19 protein-coding genes are annotated in these 15,973 nt (G+C 38.3%); 11 read left to right on the top strand and 8 right to left on the bottom strand.

The window, feature by feature from the left end; all coding sequences use genetic code 11:
• Nucleotides 1-53 precede the first annotated feature (53 nt).
• From ACLCDL_RS11235 to ACLCDL_RS11220, 4 genes are all read left to right on the top strand, one after another.
• A complete protein-coding gene (locus ACLCDL_RS11235; RefSeq protein WP_423148395.1) occupies nt 54-623 on the top strand; it encodes a DUF1572 domain-containing protein in 570 nt (189 codons plus the stop codon).
• A gap of 41 nt (nt 624-664) precedes the next feature.
• On the top strand, nt 665-1,087 hold the full coding sequence (locus tag ACLCDL_RS11230) for a VOC family protein (RefSeq protein WP_423148394.1): 423 nt from the start codon (nt 665-667) through the stop codon (nt 1,085-1,087).
• 4 nt (nt 1,088-1,091) lie between these two features.
• Nucleotides 1,092-1,448: a bleomycin resistance protein gene (locus ACLCDL_RS11225; protein WP_423148393.1), complete on the top strand. Its 357-nt coding sequence runs from the start codon at nt 1,092-1,094 to the stop codon at nt 1,446-1,448.
• Nucleotides 1,449-1,590: 142 nt separating this feature from the next.
• Complete coding sequence (locus ACLCDL_RS11220) at nt 1,591-3,111, top strand: glycosyltransferase family 39 protein (protein ID WP_423148392.1); 1,521 nt, start codon at nt 1,591-1,593, stop codon at nt 3,109-3,111.
• A 58-nt stretch (nt 3,112-3,169) separates the two neighbouring features.
• Here ACLCDL_RS11220 and ACLCDL_RS11215 read toward each other — a convergent pair whose 3' ends face one another.
• The gene (locus tag ACLCDL_RS11215) at nt 3,170-3,571 is read right to left on the bottom strand and encodes a hypothetical protein (protein WP_423148391.1); all 402 of its coding nucleotides are present in this window, start codon (nt 3,569-3,571) and stop codon (nt 3,170-3,172) included.
• Between the two features lie 143 nt (nt 3,572-3,714).
• On the opposite strand from ACLCDL_RS11215, the gene ACLCDL_RS11210 reads away from it, so the two are divergent.
• Nucleotides 3,715-4,437, top strand: a complete 723-nt coding sequence (locus ACLCDL_RS11210; RefSeq protein ID WP_423148390.1) for an SGNH/GDSL hydrolase family protein — start codon at nt 3,715-3,717, stop codon at nt 4,435-4,437.
• A gap of 149 nt (nt 4,438-4,586) precedes the next feature.
• On the opposite strand, the gene ACLCDL_RS11205 is transcribed toward ACLCDL_RS11210, so the two are convergent.
• Nucleotides 4,587-5,498, bottom strand: a complete 912-nt coding sequence (locus ACLCDL_RS11205) for a pirin family protein (protein WP_423148389.1) — start codon at nt 5,496-5,498, stop codon at nt 4,587-4,589.
• An 89-nt stretch (nt 5,499-5,587) separates the two neighbouring features.
• Complete coding sequence (locus ACLCDL_RS11200) at nt 5,588-6,094, bottom strand: DUF6265 family protein (protein ID WP_423148388.1); 507 nt, start codon at nt 6,092-6,094, stop codon at nt 5,588-5,590.
• Between the two features lie 302 nt (nt 6,095-6,396).
• Here ACLCDL_RS11200 and ACLCDL_RS11195 point away from each other — a divergent pair, with 302 nt between their 5' ends.
• Nucleotides 6,397-7,371, top strand: coding sequence for a 3-keto-disaccharide hydrolase (locus tag ACLCDL_RS11195; RefSeq protein WP_423148387.1), 975 nt, complete (start codon nt 6,397-6,399; stop codon nt 7,369-7,371).
• Nucleotides 7,372-7,479: 108 nt separating this feature from the next.
• Here ACLCDL_RS11195 and ACLCDL_RS11190 read toward each other — a convergent pair whose 3' ends face one another.
• Both ACLCDL_RS11190 and ACLCDL_RS11185 read right to left on the bottom strand, forming a co-directional pair.
• Nucleotides 7,480-8,571 (bottom strand): acyltransferase family protein, encoded by a 1,092-nt coding sequence (locus tag ACLCDL_RS11190; RefSeq protein WP_423148386.1) that lies wholly within the window; start codon nt 8,569-8,571, stop codon nt 7,480-7,482.
• A gap of 335 nt (nt 8,572-8,906) precedes the next feature.
• Nucleotides 8,907-9,377: a hypothetical protein gene (locus ACLCDL_RS11185; RefSeq protein ID WP_423148385.1), complete on the bottom strand. Its 471-nt coding sequence runs from the start codon at nt 9,375-9,377 to the stop codon at nt 8,907-8,909.
• Nucleotides 9,378-9,622: 245 nt separating this feature from the next.
• Here ACLCDL_RS11185 and ACLCDL_RS11180 point away from each other — a divergent pair, with 245 nt between their 5' ends.
• Complete coding sequence (locus tag ACLCDL_RS11180) at nt 9,623-9,985, top strand: iron chaperone (RefSeq protein ID WP_423148384.1); 363 nt, start codon at nt 9,623-9,625, stop codon at nt 9,983-9,985.
• Nucleotides 9,986-10,011: 26 nt separating this feature from the next.
• Here ACLCDL_RS11180 and ACLCDL_RS11175 read toward each other — a convergent pair whose 3' ends face one another.
• The gene (locus tag ACLCDL_RS11175; protein ID WP_423148383.1) at nt 10,012-10,383 is read right to left on the bottom strand and encodes a Fur family transcriptional regulator; all 372 of its coding nucleotides are present in this window, start codon (nt 10,381-10,383) and stop codon (nt 10,012-10,014) included.
• A 78-nt stretch (nt 10,384-10,461) separates the two neighbouring features.
• Here ACLCDL_RS11175 and ACLCDL_RS11170 point away from each other — a divergent pair, with 78 nt between their 5' ends.
• Nucleotides 10,462-11,373 (top strand): NAD(P)/FAD-dependent oxidoreductase, encoded by a 912-nt coding sequence (locus ACLCDL_RS11170; RefSeq protein WP_423148382.1) that lies wholly within the window; start codon nt 10,462-10,464, stop codon nt 11,371-11,373.
• 28 nt (nt 11,374-11,401) lie between these two features.
• On the opposite strand, the gene ACLCDL_RS11165 is transcribed toward ACLCDL_RS11170, so the two are convergent.
• Nucleotides 11,402-11,932 (bottom strand): DinB family protein, encoded by a 531-nt coding sequence (locus ACLCDL_RS11165; protein ID WP_423148381.1) that lies wholly within the window; start codon nt 11,930-11,932, stop codon nt 11,402-11,404.
• A 134-nt stretch (nt 11,933-12,066) separates the two neighbouring features.
• On the opposite strand from ACLCDL_RS11165, the gene ACLCDL_RS11160 reads away from it, so the two are divergent.
• From ACLCDL_RS11160 to rpiA, 3 genes are read left to right on the top strand one after another with little or no spacing between them, the layout of a single operon-like run.
• Nucleotides 12,067-12,861: a hypothetical protein gene (locus ACLCDL_RS11160; RefSeq protein WP_423148380.1), complete on the top strand. Its 795-nt coding sequence runs from the start codon at nt 12,067-12,069 to the stop codon at nt 12,859-12,861.
• A gap of 1 nt (nt 12,862) precedes the next feature.
• Nucleotides 12,863-13,909 carry a S41 family peptidase gene (locus tag ACLCDL_RS11155; protein ID WP_423148379.1) on the top strand — a complete coding sequence of 349 codons (1,047 nt, stop codon included), beginning with the start codon at nt 12,863-12,865 and terminating at the stop codon, nt 13,907-13,909.
• 16 nt (nt 13,910-13,925) lie between these two features.
• Entirely contained in the window at nt 13,926-14,618 is a 693-nt protein-coding gene (rpiA, locus tag ACLCDL_RS11150) for a ribose 5-phosphate isomerase A (RefSeq protein WP_423148378.1), read from the top strand.
• 111 nt (nt 14,619-14,729) lie between these two features.
• Here the strand turns inward: rpiA and ACLCDL_RS11145 are convergent, their stop codons facing one another.
• A complete protein-coding gene (locus ACLCDL_RS11145) occupies nt 14,730-15,926 on the bottom strand; it encodes a neutral zinc metallopeptidase (protein ID WP_423148377.1) in 1,197 nt (398 codons plus the stop codon).
• Between the last annotated feature and the right edge of the window lie 47 nt (nt 15,927-15,973).

The following is a 15,973-nucleotide window of genomic DNA, read 5'->3' as shown; positions in this document are numbered from 1 at the left end:
CTGTAAAATCTTAAAGTTTACGGCAATTATAAACCTGAAAAACCAGAAAACCCATGGCCAATGACTATTTAGAAAGTGTGAGAAAGCAGTTTGAGTATTACAAAATGCTCGGCGATAAAACATTTTCCCAACTGCAGGACGAACAATTATTCTGGCAGTATAATGAAGACAGCAATAGTATTGCAACAATAGTAAAACACCTTTGGGGAAACATGCTTTCCCGCTGGACTGATTTTCTAACTTCGGACGGCGAAAAAGAATGGCGTGACAGGGATGCAGAGTTTGAGAATGATATAAAGACCAGACAAGAGCTTTTAGACAAATGGAATGCCGGTTGGGCCTGTTTACTAAATGCGATTGGTTCATTGACAACCAGTGATCTTGAAAAAATTATTTATATAAGGAATCAGGGTCATACAGTAACAGAGGCAATTAACAGGCAACTGGCGCACTATCCGTATCATATTGGACAAATTGTATTTCTGGGGAAAATGCTGGCAGTAAATGGTTGGACTTCGTTATCAATTCCCAAAGGAAACTCACAAACATATAATTCAGAAAAATTCTCTAAGCCTAAACAAAAAGGCCACTTTACTGATGAATTTTTAAACGACAAAAAATAAAGAGGTCTGGAAAATTATATATTTACCTAAAAGAAATATCAATGAATAAACCGATTTATCCTTGCTTATGGTTTGACGGGAAAGCCAAAGCGGCGGCAGATTTTTACTGCTCTGTTTTTAAGGACTCCAGGATAGTTTCAGAAAATCCAATGGTGGTAATTTTTGAACTGAACAATACGAAATTTATGGGTTTAAATGGCGGGCCTCAGTATACTTTTACACCTGCTACTTCTTTTGTTATTGAATGCGAAACGCAGCAGGAGATAGACTATTATTGGGAGGCATTGGGTAAAGAGGGAAACTACAGTAAATGTGGATGGCTTGACGATAAATTCGGTGTTTCCTGGCAAATTGTACCCACTATTTTAGGACAATTAATGGCTGACCAGGAGAAGACACCCCGGGTTATCCAGGCATTTATGCAAATGACAAAATTTGATATTGAAACGTTGAAAAACGCTTAGTAATATGCTTACAACTATTCATCCTAAATTGCCGATGAGAGACAAGCTCAGGACAAAGGAATTTTACCTGGATAAGTTAGGTTTTAAGGAATTTGGAAGCGCAGACTATGATGGATATTTAATGATTGAGATGGACAATATACAAATCCATTTCTTTGAATTTAAGGAACTTAATCCTAAAGAGAACTATGGACAGGTTTATATTCGTACAGACGAAATTGATAAGCTCTATCAGTCCATGCTGGATAAAGGAATAGCCATTCATCCCGCAGGACATTTGCAACTAAAGCATTGGGGGCAAAAAGAATTTTCCTTACTTGATCCGGATAATAGTTTGCTCACTTTCGGGCAAAGTAGTTAAGTTAGAATTAGTATATACCAGTAGAAGCATGTTATTTGAACTTCATCGCGATCTGTTTACTTTTAGTGCAAAAACGAGTGGTAAAGTAAAGCGCTGCTGCTCGAAACCTGTACATGAACTGTAATTTAAAGTAAAGACTTTAATGACAAAAAGAAACAGCATTTTACTCGGCTTTATCGTTCTGAAATTTGCATTGCAGTATATTTTAATAAGTCCTGAATACGATTTGCAAAGGGATGAATATCTTCATCTGGATCAGGCAAATCATTTAGCATGGGGGTATTTGTCAGTTCCTCCGGTTACTTCATGGGTTTCTTTCATTATAAAATTATTGGGGAACTCGGTATTCTGGATTAAATTTTTTCCCGCACTTTTCGGCGCATTGACACTTGTTGTTGTCTGGAAAGTGATCGAAGAACTTAAGGGAAACTTCTTCGCCCTGATTTTGGGTGCTACCTGCGTTTTGTTTTCTGTTCTTTTAAGATTAAATACTCTCTATCAGCCAAATTCCCTGGATGTACTCAGCTGGACCACATTTTATTTTGTACTTATTAAATACTTCAACTCTCAAAACCCAAAATGGCTTTTTATCGGGGCAATCGTCCTTGCCTTTGGATTTCTGAATAAATACAACGTGGTGTTTTTACTTTTAGGTTTTCTACCTGCTGTTTTAATCACCCAACAACGTAACGTATTAACCAGAACTTCATTCTACCTGGCGGTTTTATTGGCGTTATTGTTAGTTCTGCCCAATCTGATCTGGCAGTATCAAAACAGTTTTCCTGTTGTCCACCATCTTAAAGAACTATCTGAAACGCAATTGGTAAATGTTGACCGATGGGAATTCTTAAAATCTCAGTTGCTTTTCTTCATCGGTTCGCTTCCCGTAATCTTGTCGGGATTAGTTGCGTTACTGCTTTATAAACCATTCAAAATATACGAATCGTTCTTTTGGGCATTCTTTTTTACGCTCATTGTATTCATGTATTTTAAGGCGAAGGACTATTATGCTATTGGACTTTATCCTGTTTATATCGCTTTCGGCTCTGTTTTTCTGGAAAATGTTTTGCAAAACGGTTGGAAAAAGTATTTGCGGACTGTTGCTATTGCACTTCCCGTATTGCTTTTTATTCCAATGTATAATTTTGCCTTTCCTAATAAAAGTCCTGAATATATATTAAAAAACCAGAGGAAGTATAAAGATTTGGGCATGCTTCGTTGGGAAGACGGAAAAGACCACGAATTACCCCAGGACTATGCAGATATGCTTGGATGGAAAGAACTGGCCCGCAAAGTAGATCAGGTTTATTCAGATTTGCCCGACCCAGTGCATACACTTGTTCTCTGTGACAATTACGGGCAGGCGGGCGCAATTAATTATTATTCTGAAAAAGGAATTAAAGCCGTTTCCTTCAATGCAGATTATGTTAATTGGTTTGATTTGAATCAACAATATACAAGTGTGCTAAGGGTAATAAGTTATTCTGAAGTAAAGAATGAACTGGAAGAAACGAAACCCTACTTTAAAAGTGTTTTAGTAGCCGATTCCATTACTAATACCTTTGCAAGGGAATACGGCACAACATTAATTTTATTTAAAGAAGCTACGGTTGACATAAATAAAAGAATTAAAAGAGAGATAGAAGAAGTGAAAAATTACTGAAGACAACTATTTTAATGATTCTTGAGCCGGAGCGTTCAAAACCGTTCTCCTAAGCTCTTTATTCAAATGGCCTTTTATTGAGCACAACCTGTCCCATAGATGCTTTTTTATACCTGGCAATACAATGCTTTTGATATTCCTTGCTGATGTGTTCGCCTTCCAGACTTACTTGCGATGGAACAGATGTTCCTTCGAGGAAATAGTAAACCATGGTTGTTCCGTATTTAGTGTGGGGTTTATAATTTCCATATGTTTCCATTTCCTGCCATAAAGTGTCTTTTACTGTAACTACGTAAATGCGTATTATTGGCCCTGTATTTTGTTCGTTTCTCAAAAATACCTTTTCCTTAAATCCTCCGCGTAAATTTTCCGCACTGGGTTGATTGAAAGAATCGATAATCATCCAGGCAAGACCAAGAACTACAACAACGAGCAAAGCAGTTTTTTTATTCAGTTTCACGGGGGCAAAGGTCGAAAAAAAACTTAAAGCCTGTTATAACAATCGCTTAAAGAAATTAGACCGGGTAGCAGAAATGACCGTTTATTGTAAAATCACTTTTATAAACCACCCAATGTTTTAAATTTGCTGCTTAAACTTCAACTATGAAACACCTGTTACTTGCATTTTTGTTTGTTTTGAGTTGCTTTTATGTTAACGCTCAGAACACTGCTTCAGCTGATACTAATAAGGAAGATTATAAGGACGACTGGGCAGATCTGCGTCATTACCGGGAAAAAAACAAGACACTGCCGCTCCCGGCAAAAGGAGAGGAACGGGTAGTTTTTCTGGGCAGTTCGATATTTGAGCGATGGACAGATCTCATGCCGGAGTTTTTTGCAAATAAGAATTACATTAACAGAGGTATCAGCGGACAAATATCGCCGCAGTTATTGATAAGGTTCAGGCAGGACGTTATAGACCTGAAGCCAAAAGCGGTAATTATTCTTGCCGGCAGCAATGACATTGCAGGCAGTACAGGCCATATAACTACAAAAGTTATCATGGATAATATACGGTCGATGACGGAGTTGGCTAAATTTAACGGTATAAAAGTAATTATTTGCGCCTACCTTCCTGTGTACGACTATCCGTGGAGGAAAGGGTTGGAGCCAGCCAATAAGATCATTGCTTTAAATAAGGCAATTAAAGAATATGCTGCTAAAAATGATCTCACCCTGCTTGATTACTTTAGTCCATTTGCTGATGAAAAGAACGGACAAAAGGCAGAATTAACATTAGACGGAGTCCATCCTAATGCTGCTGGTTATCGCATAATGGCTAAAGTAACCGAAGAAGCAATTGCCAGGGCTTTACATAAGAAGTAATTCTGGCGTTTAACGTCAGTTTCATTTTATCTGTATATTAAATGAGGGCAATAAGTTATGGAATATTCAGGATCGGTCCGTAAGCAGGGGCGATCTTGTTTTTAAGGTGCTCCCATTTCTCGTATTTTAAATGATATACAGTTAGCAGTTCAGGAAAGAGCTTCAGGTGGCGGACTGCCTGAAGGCCGTGATTTGTCTTCGGGCAATGGTATAAATTCTTTGTTATCTGTTGGTGGCAATAATATCTTTCCTTCTTTCCAATCGGATTTCGCCTGGTCAATACGTTCTTTTCTTGAAGAAACGAAATTCCACCAGATGTATCTTTCCCCTAGTGGTTCTCCTCCTAAAAGCATGATTGTAGCCGGTTCTTTAGCTATAATTACAGGATCGGCACTTTTTGTAAACACAAGCATCTGACCTTCCTGGTAAGTTCTGCCGGCTATTTCTATACTTCCTTTGGCTATATAAATACCCCGTTCTGCGTGTTCTTTTGGTAGCCCGAAATGAGCTCCGGTGTCTAAGACCACATGAATATAAAATAGGGGAGAATGTGTTTTCACATCATTTGTTACACCGTAAGCATTTCCGGCTATTAATCTCATCCATACTCCAGTATCTGTAAATATGGGCAATTGTTCGGGTTGATAATTGTTGAAGGAAGGAGCTCCTTCTTCATCTTTTTCGGGTAGCGCTACCCATGTTTGTATCATTTCCAGCTTTCCGCCAGCCAGTGCAGAAGGATCTTCAAAACGCTCGGAATGAGCAATGCCTTTTCCCGCAGTCATCCAATTGACTTCTCCCGGACGAATTACCTGCTCAATACCCAGACTATCCCGATGCGTTACCTGTCCGCCAAATAAATAGCTAACAGTTGATAAGCCAATATGTGGATGAGGAAGTACATCCATTGAAGTTGCTAACGGAGGTATGTCAACCGGTCCGGCATGATCCATGAAAATAAAAGGCCCTACCATCCTTCGAAGGCGAAAAGGTAAGATCCGTTTAACCTCCATACCGGGGCCAATAGCTGCTTTTCTGGATTCGATAACGATATCAAGCATAGTAGATAGAGTTTAAACAATAATGATAAATTTTGTGACAGGTACGTTTATATAATGCACCTGATAATAGTTTGTTTACCCAAGTGATTTTATTTAATGCGGTTAAATACAAACAGGTCTTTATATACCCACTTTCCATCCTGCTGGTTACCCCGGGCAATAACAAACTGATCAGGAGAACGTTTTTCATACAAGATACGCAGTGGTTCTCCCTCTTTTTCAAAGATGGCTTTGCCAGTGCTGCTTTCTATAAAGTTATACCTGTCTTGTTTTTCTTTATCCTCCAGGCCTAATAAGCCCGGTTTAAAATGCTTAACCAAAGAAATAAGGCCTTTTTCGGTTTGTTCATAAGCTAAAATTTCATACATCTCGGCATTATCGTCTTTCATCATCCGCATAAATCCCAGAATATTTTCACCCCTTGGTGTCAGCCAAACTCCCTCAACCGTTTTTCCATTGGGCTTTGCAATCCATTCACCTTCAATAAAACGCAGATCGGCTACTGTTCCTTTGTTCGAAGAGCTTTGAGCATAAGCAGTTAATGATCCTACAAATAAGAAGATAAGGAAGTTAAACGTTTTGAGACAATGATTCATGATGTAAATTTTATTGGTTACAGTTACTGTACTAAGTTAAGTAATAGGCAGACTTTATCAATGTTTAAAGTTTTAAATAGTGAATCGTTACATTCTAACAGAAGTCATTATTAAAAGGTGATCGACTAGCAAAAAACAAATTTGCTTTGTTAATACTTTAATGGGTACCATGAATACAAGGGGATAATACTCTTGTTACAACAAATCCAGATAAAGAAATAAACAGTATATTACTCACTGTATTTATCTTCGTATTATCGATATAAAAGTTGACTAATCATTTATAATCTAAATTCACGTATATGAATAAGAAGTGTTTCGTATTAATTTTAAGTGGCCTGCTGACAATTTCAACAGCCGGCAGCCTTTTCGCAGCAACGCATAATGCTACTTTGAAATCTACAGCAGCGGTAGCTGCAAAAGATCTGATAGGACGATGGGATATCACAATGGACGAGAATGGTAAGCCAAAGCCTTCCTGGTTAGAGGTTAAACTTTCAGGTACACGTACCCTGGTGGGTAGTTTTGTAGGTACGGCGGGAAGTGCCCGTCCCGTATCAGAAATCAAATTTGATAATGGTAAATTCAGTTTTACAATACCTCCCCAATGGGAATCCGGAGACCAGGACTTTGTTATTGAAGGCGAATTGAACGGGAATGAAATCAGCGGTACAATAGTTACCAGCGAAGGTAAAAAGTATAACTGGAAGGGGGTAAAAGCACTTTATCTAAAAAGAAATTCTGCTCCCGTTTGGGGCAAGCCGGTTAAATTATTTAATGGAAAAGATCTTACGGGTTGGAAAGCTTTGGGTGAAAACCAGTGGGTGGTTAAAAACGGTGTGCTTACAAGTCCAAAATCAGGTTCTAACTTAATTTCTGAACAAAAATTCAACGATTTTAAGTTGCATGTAGAATTTAAATATCAGAAAGGCAGCAACAGCGGAGTTTACTTAAGGGGCCGATATGAGGTGCAGATCGAAGATAGTCAAAAAGGGGAGCACCCAGCAAGCGGATTATTTAGCGGTGTTTATGGATTTTTAGTGCCAAGTGAAATTGCTGCTTTAGGCCCTGACCAGTGGCAAACTTATGATATTACCCTGATTGGCCGTATGGTTACAGTTGTGGCAAATGGTAAAACAGTAATCTGCAATCAGGAGATTCCCGGCATTACAGGCGGAGCACTTGACAGCAACGAAGGCGAACCCGGCCCTATCTATTTTCAGGGTGATCACGGGCCCATAGAGTTCAGGAACATTGTTATTACCCCGGCTAAGTAGAACGATAATTAAACGAATGAAAACGCCTCATAAGTTATTATGAGGCGTTTTTTATTTTTACCAGCTCTTATAAAATCAGCTAGCTATTTAATTTACCAATTTCAATTGCTAAGATCTTGCACTTTGTTTCCTTTTATTATTTAGATATTTCCGAAGCGGCAGGTCATAAATTACCATGACTAAATAGGCTATAGCAAGCAAAAGTAAGGTGGCTATAACAACGATAAAAGTAAGCTGGAGTGTTCCGGGTTTATTATTGGTGTAATAGTTTCCGAACATCCATATAACTGCATAATGGGTCATGTAAAGCGGATAAGATATTTTACCGGAAAGTATACATAGTTTCTCAAGTCGTGTGGAGAGGGCAGCTCCTGCACCCAGTGAAACAAGTAAAGGAAAATAGAATAGTACGATGACCAGTTCTGCCAGCCAGTTCAATTTAACATGCGGCATTAAAAAGGCAAGTGATAGTAATATCGCCAAACCAATAAAACCAAACTTGTTTTTTATAATCCAATTGAATCTATATAGCAGCAGTCCAACTAAAAAGGAATAAGAAATACGGGCACCGCCATCCCAAAAGTTTTCTCCTGCCCATCCACCAAGCAAATTTCCGGATCGATAGCCGACAAAACAAAGTGATGCCGCAGCAAGCACTGTTAATATAATTAAATAGCGCCGGTTAATTTTAACCAGGATAAAGGCATAAAAAACATTGGCAACATATTCCCAAAACAACGACCATGAAGGGGCGTTGAGGCTAAAGAGATTAAAAGCACGTTCTTCCATTACCGGGAATGGGATAAGAAAAACGGAGCAGATAAATATTAGAATAAGTTTACCCGTATCAAATACCACATTACCTGCAAAAGGATCAAACAGAAAAGCTAACAGGCCCAATACTGATCCCAAAATAACCAAAGGATGTAATCGGATCAGCCTTGATTTAAAAAACTCAATAACTCCCATCTTTCCAATACGGTCATCATAAGCATACCCAATAACAAATCCCGATAAACAGAAGAAAAAGTCAACAGCTAAAAAACCATGTCCGATGAAATTTTTGCTGGAATCGGGATACACCCATTCCATAAAATGAAAGATTACAATAGCTAAAGCAGCTACTCCTCGTAATCCATCCAATATTTCAAAGTGTTTTTTAGTCTCCAGAATCTCCGGGCTTAATGTTTTCGTATTCATTGCTGCTGTTATTACCTATATTGTTAGCATACGATTATGAGATTCCAAGATTAAAGAATAATAACGATTTTTTCTGTAATTTTTTAAAAGGTTAAGTGCCCCACTCGGGGTACTTGTTAAGCATGTTCTGAAGTTAAAATTTGATCAACCTCCATTTGGAAAGTACAGAGGAATTTGTGAACATCTATATTGCAGAATAACACAGATGCTAAACTAATTTTACAATGGAAAAGTGTGGAGGGTAGTTATGAATTGTTAACAGAAGATGGAAGAAATAGTAATAGTTTGATAGCCATTCAAGGCGGCTATCAAACTACAACAGTCTTACAGGAAGTTTATTTTACTTTAACATATTTTTCAATATTTAACCTGTTAATTCCTTTACTTTCAATCTTTTCTACTCCCTGCTGAATCAGGGTATCACCGCTGAAGCTGATTGTAAACGAAAAATCGTTTCCTTCCCATTCCCTGGCGCTGCAATATTCCAGATGTTCTTTATACAATGTGTCTGTAAGAGAATAAGTACCTCCGCCTGCCGAGAAAGCAGCTGATGAATCTTTGCCTTTATTTAAATCATGCTGCAGAAAGGCGAAGTGGGTATCATTAATGATTTTTATAAAAGATACATTCTTTGTGTAATCAGTAACCGTAGTGTCGCCATTTTCTATCAGTGTTCCCTGAAGGAGTTTCCAGGTTCCGGTTAAAGGGTTTGTGCTTGCAGTTCCATTTGCTGAACTCTTTTCAGTATTGGCCCCGCACGACATAAGCAGCGTGCTGATCAGGATAGATCCAATTAGGATTTTCATTTTTATAAAATTTAGGTTTATGCAATAAACATAGAAAATTTTTAACTAATAAAGCACACATTTGTTTAAAGAGTAAAATAGAATGAATATTTAAAATAAACCGCTACACTAACGCAGTAATTAGACGAATAGATTCCCCAACTAAAATAGCCGCATTTACCCCCTGAAAAAGTCTTTTTTGACATCTTTGGTTTAAGTAGGATCGGTTAAATTTGTAGTAACAACAGCTATCTAACCAATAAGTTATGATGAACAAACCTTTGAGCATTGACGAATATATTGCCTCCTTTCCTGAAGACACTCAGCAAGTGCTTGAACAGGTCAGGTCACTGATTAAAAAAGCAGCTCCGGAAGCAGAAGAAACAATCAGTTATGCAATGCCCGCTTTTAAACTTGGCAAGGTAACCTTAGTGTACTTCGCTGCTTTTAAAAACCACATTGGCTTTTATGCTCTGCCTTCGGCAAATGAGACGCTGAAGCAGGAGTTAAGCGCTTACAAAACCGGAAAGGGATCCATTCAGTTTCCCCTGGATAAACCCATGCCCGGCGATCTGATAAGCAAAATTGTAAAACTTCGCGTTCAGGAAAATCTAAGCAAGAAAAAATGACGGTAACTGCTTCTGTCTATACTGATCTATCGGCAGTTTAAACATAAACCTGAAACAATGGCATTGAAAGATTCGGCAAGGTAACCTTCAGGTACTTTAACCTGAATTTCGTTTGCAAGACATTCAACTTTATTGCAACTTCTGCAGCGAAAGTGGAAATGATTGTGTTGGTGTTTGTTTTCTGTGCAATTTGTGCATACAGCAAAATAAAGTTTGCCATCATCTCCAATTATTTTATGTAGTATCCCATCCTCGCTGAACCTGTTAAGCGCCCGGTAAATTGTTGCTCTGTCAACCTCAGCCAATTCCGCCTGTAACATGTCGTGGCTTAAAGCCTTTTTGGACTTTTTAAGTGAATCAAGTATGGCTGATTGTGTATCCGTTTTTCTTCTTTTCATTATTGCGACTTTGTTGCAATAATAATAAAATATTCTACCTTTGTCAAATCAAAATATAAATACCAGGAGAACAAAAAAATGGAATATAAAAAGAAATTTGATGTAATTATTATTGGTGGTAGTTATGCAGGCCTTTCTGCCGCCATGGCTTTAGGCCGTTCTTTACGAACAGTCCTTATTATTGATAGTGGTAAACCTTGCAACAGGCAAACGCCTCACTCACATAATTTTATTACTCAGGACGGCAAAACACCAAAACAGATAACAGAAGCAGCTAAAGAACAGGTTCTTTCTTATCCGACTATTCAGTTGGAAAATGCTCTTGCCGAAAAAGCGGAAAAAACCGATTATGGATTCAAAATAACTACAGATAAAGGATTAACAGTTGAGTCTAAAAAGCTTCTTTTTTCAACAGGAGTTACTGATGAGATGCCTCCGCTTGCCGGTTTTGCTGAGTGCTGGGGGATTTCGGTTTTACATTGTCCTTACTGCCACGGATATGAAGTGAGGGGAGAAACTATCGGCGTATTGGCAAATGGGGATATAGCCTTTGAAATGTGCAAACATATTGGGAACTGGAGCAAGAATATTATTTTGTTTACAAATGGAAAATTGGCATTAACGCAAGATCAAACAGCGAAGTTGTTAAGTAAAGGATTTACGATTGTTGAAAAAACTCTTGCAAAATTAGCCCATGAAAACGGAAATATTCATACACTTTATTTTCAGGATGGTAGCAGTGAGCAGCTAACAGCGCTATTTGCCAGGCCATCTTTTAAGCAACATTGCACTATTCCATTACAGCTTGGATGTACATTGAACGACCAGGGTTATATACAGGTTGATGAACTCCAAAGAACCTCTATTCCGGGGGTTTTTGCAGCGGGAGATAATACAACTCAAGCCCGATCGGTTGCATTTGCTGTAGCTGCCGGAACAAAGGCAGGAATTTCTGTCAACAAAGAACTGATCGACGAAGATTTTGGATAATAAAACATTTATGGACGAACTATTCGGCTTATTCCACAGCTATTTTGATATGAGCCAGGTGATGCTGAAGATGCCATGCCGACATCGCTATAGCCTGCGCCTGGTTTATCATATATTTTCTTACGGGGTGGTAATAAGCAACTTCTAAATCTTTATCAGTTAAGGAGCGGATAAGATAAACATACCTCCTGGTAATTCCCTCGAGCATAATTAATGAATCTGCTACAGGCGCCTGATAACCATCTGCAGTGCTTACCCAGGCATCCATGTTAATCAGGGTTACTTCTGTATAATCGGCTTCCGTCAGCGCTTTCTTCATGCGAAGAAAATGAAGCAACTGGATATCCGCCACATGATGGATCAATTGCTGTACATTCCAGCTTTCAGGGCGGTAAGTTTTCTTAAGGTCTTCCTCAGTTAAATTTTTGGCAATATCCTTATAGCGTTCTGGCGCTCTTTCTATAATTTCAAGAAATGAATCTATTTCATCCCGTAAATACTGGTCTTTCTTTACAAAAGGACCTATTGGGTATTGAAGGCTATAAGTAGTATTTTCCATTGGATAAAGGTAATTGAATTTATTTTTCTAACATATCTGAGCGTTAGTTAAAGTATAAAATTACAGCCTGTAATTGATAAAAGATTTATTTATATACCTTTAATAACGATAAACCTAACCTGACAATACCTTTGATGAAACAAAAGATATCCTACCTTTTATTTCTCGTTCTTATATGCACGAACATACTGGCTCAGGATGATGAATCTCCGGGTTTTATTAAAAATAAAATTGGTATTGAAGCAGGAATAAATGTTGGCTATTTAAAAGACCGGAACTTTTCCCCCTTAAACTATAACGAAACAGGGGCGATATTTTCCCTGAATTATATACATGTAAAACCTGCGATGAAATCTATTTTAACAGCAGATTTGGATTTTACGAATGGCAAATTAAAAGCAGATCCTACCGATTTTTTTAATGCCATCTCACTGTCTGGAAATTTAGAAGTATCTCTTTTATGGAAGGTATCGCAGTCTAAAAATAATAGATTGCTTTTTTTTCTGGGCCCTCAGTATAATTCGTATTTACAGTATATTGACTGGAATGAAAGGGAAACCTGGAGTTACTTAACCACACATGGAATTGATTTAAAGGGTTCTGTACTTTATAAATTATCCGATAAGAAAACTTTTCAATCCTCCTTATCCATTCCAATAGTGCAACTGCTTGTCCGTCCTCCATACAATGGTTTCGATCAGTATATTGTACAGAACCAGGAGAAAGTTTTAAAAATCTTGCTAAGAGGAGAGTTGGCATCTTTCGATAAGTACTACGGTTTTGACTGGAAAACTTTGTATAAATATGCAGCTTCAAATCATTTGGATTTTAATTTAAGCTACATGTTACGATTTCAGCAGGTTAACGGATTTAATAAAATGGTACACTTTCAAAATCAGCTAACCGCCGGGTTTTCAATAAAATTTTAATATGCGTAAAGTAATCTTATGCTTCCTTTTCGTGCTCATACTGTCTTCCTGCAGGAAGCTGTTTTTAGGGGAAGATCAGCCGAATAACCCTGAACAGAATTTTGATTTGTTTTGGAATGATTTCGACAAGCATTATGCTCTTTTTGCAATCAAAGGAACTAACTGGGACTCTCTTTATCAGGTTTACCGCCCACAGGTAAACAGCACTACTACCGACCAGCAGTTATGGAACATCTTATCGCAATTAATAGAACATTTAAATGATAGCCATACAGCTATTTATACTGAAAATTATGGCAGGTATTACGAATCGGGTTTTGAATTAGGGCGTAAAGCGATTGATGAAGAGTTCAGCTTAAATCTAATCCGGTCGAAATTTGTAGAAAACTTTACCAAAACTCCGGGTGAAGCCGATTTAAGCTACGGCAAGCTGCGAAACAGGAACATCGGATACATCTTCTTGAGGGAAGAAGAGGGAGAAAATCCCGAACGTGCAATAGGTGAAATTATCGGCAAGCTGAAAAATATGGATGCCATTATTTTTGATATCCGTACCAATAGCGGCGGCGATGCACGCTATTCAAAAATCATTGCAGGGAGTTTTTCAGATGGCGAGCATCTTATAGCAACAGTTCAGACAAGAAATGGGCCTAACCACACTGACTTTAATCAAAAAGTTAATGAAGTTACACAAAAAACAGGCGCAGTTCAATATGTAAAGCCGGTTGTACTCCTTACAGACCGGGCCACCATGAGCGGGGGAGAGTACCTGACCCTGCACCTGAAGTCGTTTAAGCATGTTACCCATATCGGAGATACGACAGCCGGAGATTTTTCAGCGACAAGCATGAGACGATTTTTACCGAATGGGTGGGTTTACCGCTTTTCCATCCAGCTATTTTTATTACCCGATGGTATCAGTCTGGATGGCAAAGGTATTGCTCCGGATATCTATATTAAAAATAGAAAGGATGATATTGCTGAAGGAAATGACAGGGTTTTGGAAAGAGCTATTCAATATTTAGCAGAAGAAAAAGGAATAAAATAAATTAACTTAGCCGACTATGAATAATTATAAAGCCGAAGCTGCCAAAGCTGCATTGGAATTTATTAAAGCCGGACAAGTTATAGGTTTAGGGGCAGGAGCAACTATTTTTCATCTTGCAGATGGAATTACACAAAAAACAAACTTGTCTTCCTCTGTTGTTTTCACGTCCTCATCATTTAAAACAATACAGTATTTACAAAGCCGTGGACTAAACATACAAGCTCCGGCATTAATAAAAGAACTGGATATTTATTTTGACGGATGTGACCAATTTGATGAAGAATTGAATGCACTAAAAAGTGGTGGCGGAATTCATACTACAGAAAAGATACTGGCATCTGCAGCTAAAGAATTTATTTTAATTGGAGACGAAGGTAAGTTTACATCTCAATTAAATACTACTTATCCGGTTGTAGTTGAAATTCTTCCGCAAGCATTGCAAATTGTGCTTGCAACACTTACATCCTTTTTTCCGGATGCCAAAATAACCCTGCGTATGAGTAATCAGAAGGACGGTGCTGTTATTTCTGACAATGGTAACCTGCTGGCGGATGTTTATTTTTCACATCTTACTGATCTTGAAAAATTAAACAGGCAACTAAAAATGATACCGGGAGTAGTCGAGCATTCGCTGTTTTACAGAATGGCAACCAAAGCTGTTGTTTGCGGGGAGCAGGGCGTTCGAATTATAAACCCGAAAAAGTTATAAAGTATATCTTTTACAAGTACCTGGAGATAAGAACAGCGCTTATGAAAATTTTCATAAGCGCTGTTTGTAATAATGAATGCGACTAAAATTTATAATCACATAACGTATAAATTAAAGCTGCACAATCTGTGGCAACTGCGCTTCAAACAGTTGCGTAAATTCCTGACTGCTTAAAATGTGTCCCTGTTTTTGCGCATTATTAGCAAGATTATAACCCCACTCAGCTGCGGCCATCCGTTGTGCAGGTGTTCCGTGATGCTGGTTACTGGTAAATGAACAATCGCCGATATTAAAAAATACCTGGAGAAATTGTTTTACTCTTTTCCATTGCATAGAAGCGCCTCTTGCATGAGAAAGGTAATATGCCGAATAAGCATCAGCCATCAACTCAGTTCTGCGGGAAGCCTCCGGGCTGTCTTCATCTTCAAAAAGATCCAGCTGATATTGAATGTGATGCCCAAATTCATGGGCGAGGATTGCCTGTGGCGCTACATCACCATAACCAATAGCAGTAAAAGCTTCCATAATTCCATCACCCATTATAATTTTATCAGGTATAACTCCATACGGCGGAAAGTTAAAGGACTGAAGAGCAAAAGCGTTAAAGGTAAAGATAGGATGATCTCCATTTCTTAATTGAGGGAAAGCGTCCAGTATAGCCAAAACAAAATCGGCATAAAATTCAGCATCTGCCGGGGGTAAGCCATATGCTGCTTCGTATGTTCTTATAAGCCTGTCTCTGTCCGCTAGCATGCTTCCGTGCATAGCAGCAAGTACGATTCCATCTGACTCTATATTCCAGAAGCGTTTCAAATCTTTGAAAGTTTTGGTAAGCTGATGTGTGTATTCACCATTTGTTCCAAAATACTGGTTAGCCGAGCTATTCTCAAATAGGAGTGCATCATAGGTAGGTAAATCCAGCATGGCAGTTTCAAGAACGTAATTGATAATCTCACTGTTCCAGTCTGCAAGCTGCTGATCCAGCCATTGGTTTGTAAGGGTATTATCATCGCAGGTACTTTCTTCAATGTTTAAAGCCTTACGTACCTTATCACGGTACTCAGGATGAATTTTTAGTAAAAGAGCCAAATTTTGTTTGAGTTTTTGTTTCGAGTTAGTCGATAAGGAAGACTGAAACTGATTAAGCTTTTTCTTCAGTTCAGCGGAGGTTTGTTTCGCAGCGGTTTTGCTCTTCATTTGCAGCTCCTGATTGCGGAGTTTACTTTCAGTAACAGTGTCTTTTTTACAGCCATTAAACAGGATAACACAGGCCACAATAAGGGCCATCAATTGCCGGATGTTTTTCATAAAAAGATGTTAATAAATTGGTAAATATTAGTTGGATATAAGTAATA

This window comes from Rubrilithobacter danxiaensis (assembly GCF_047272945.1).
Classification (GTDB): Bacteria; Bacteroidota; Bacteroidia; order Sphingobacteriales; family Sphingobacteriaceae; genus Rubrolithibacter; species Rubrolithibacter danxiaensis.
Note: the sequence above shows the minus strand (reverse complement) of the source record. Positions and strands in the feature narration are given on the sequence as shown.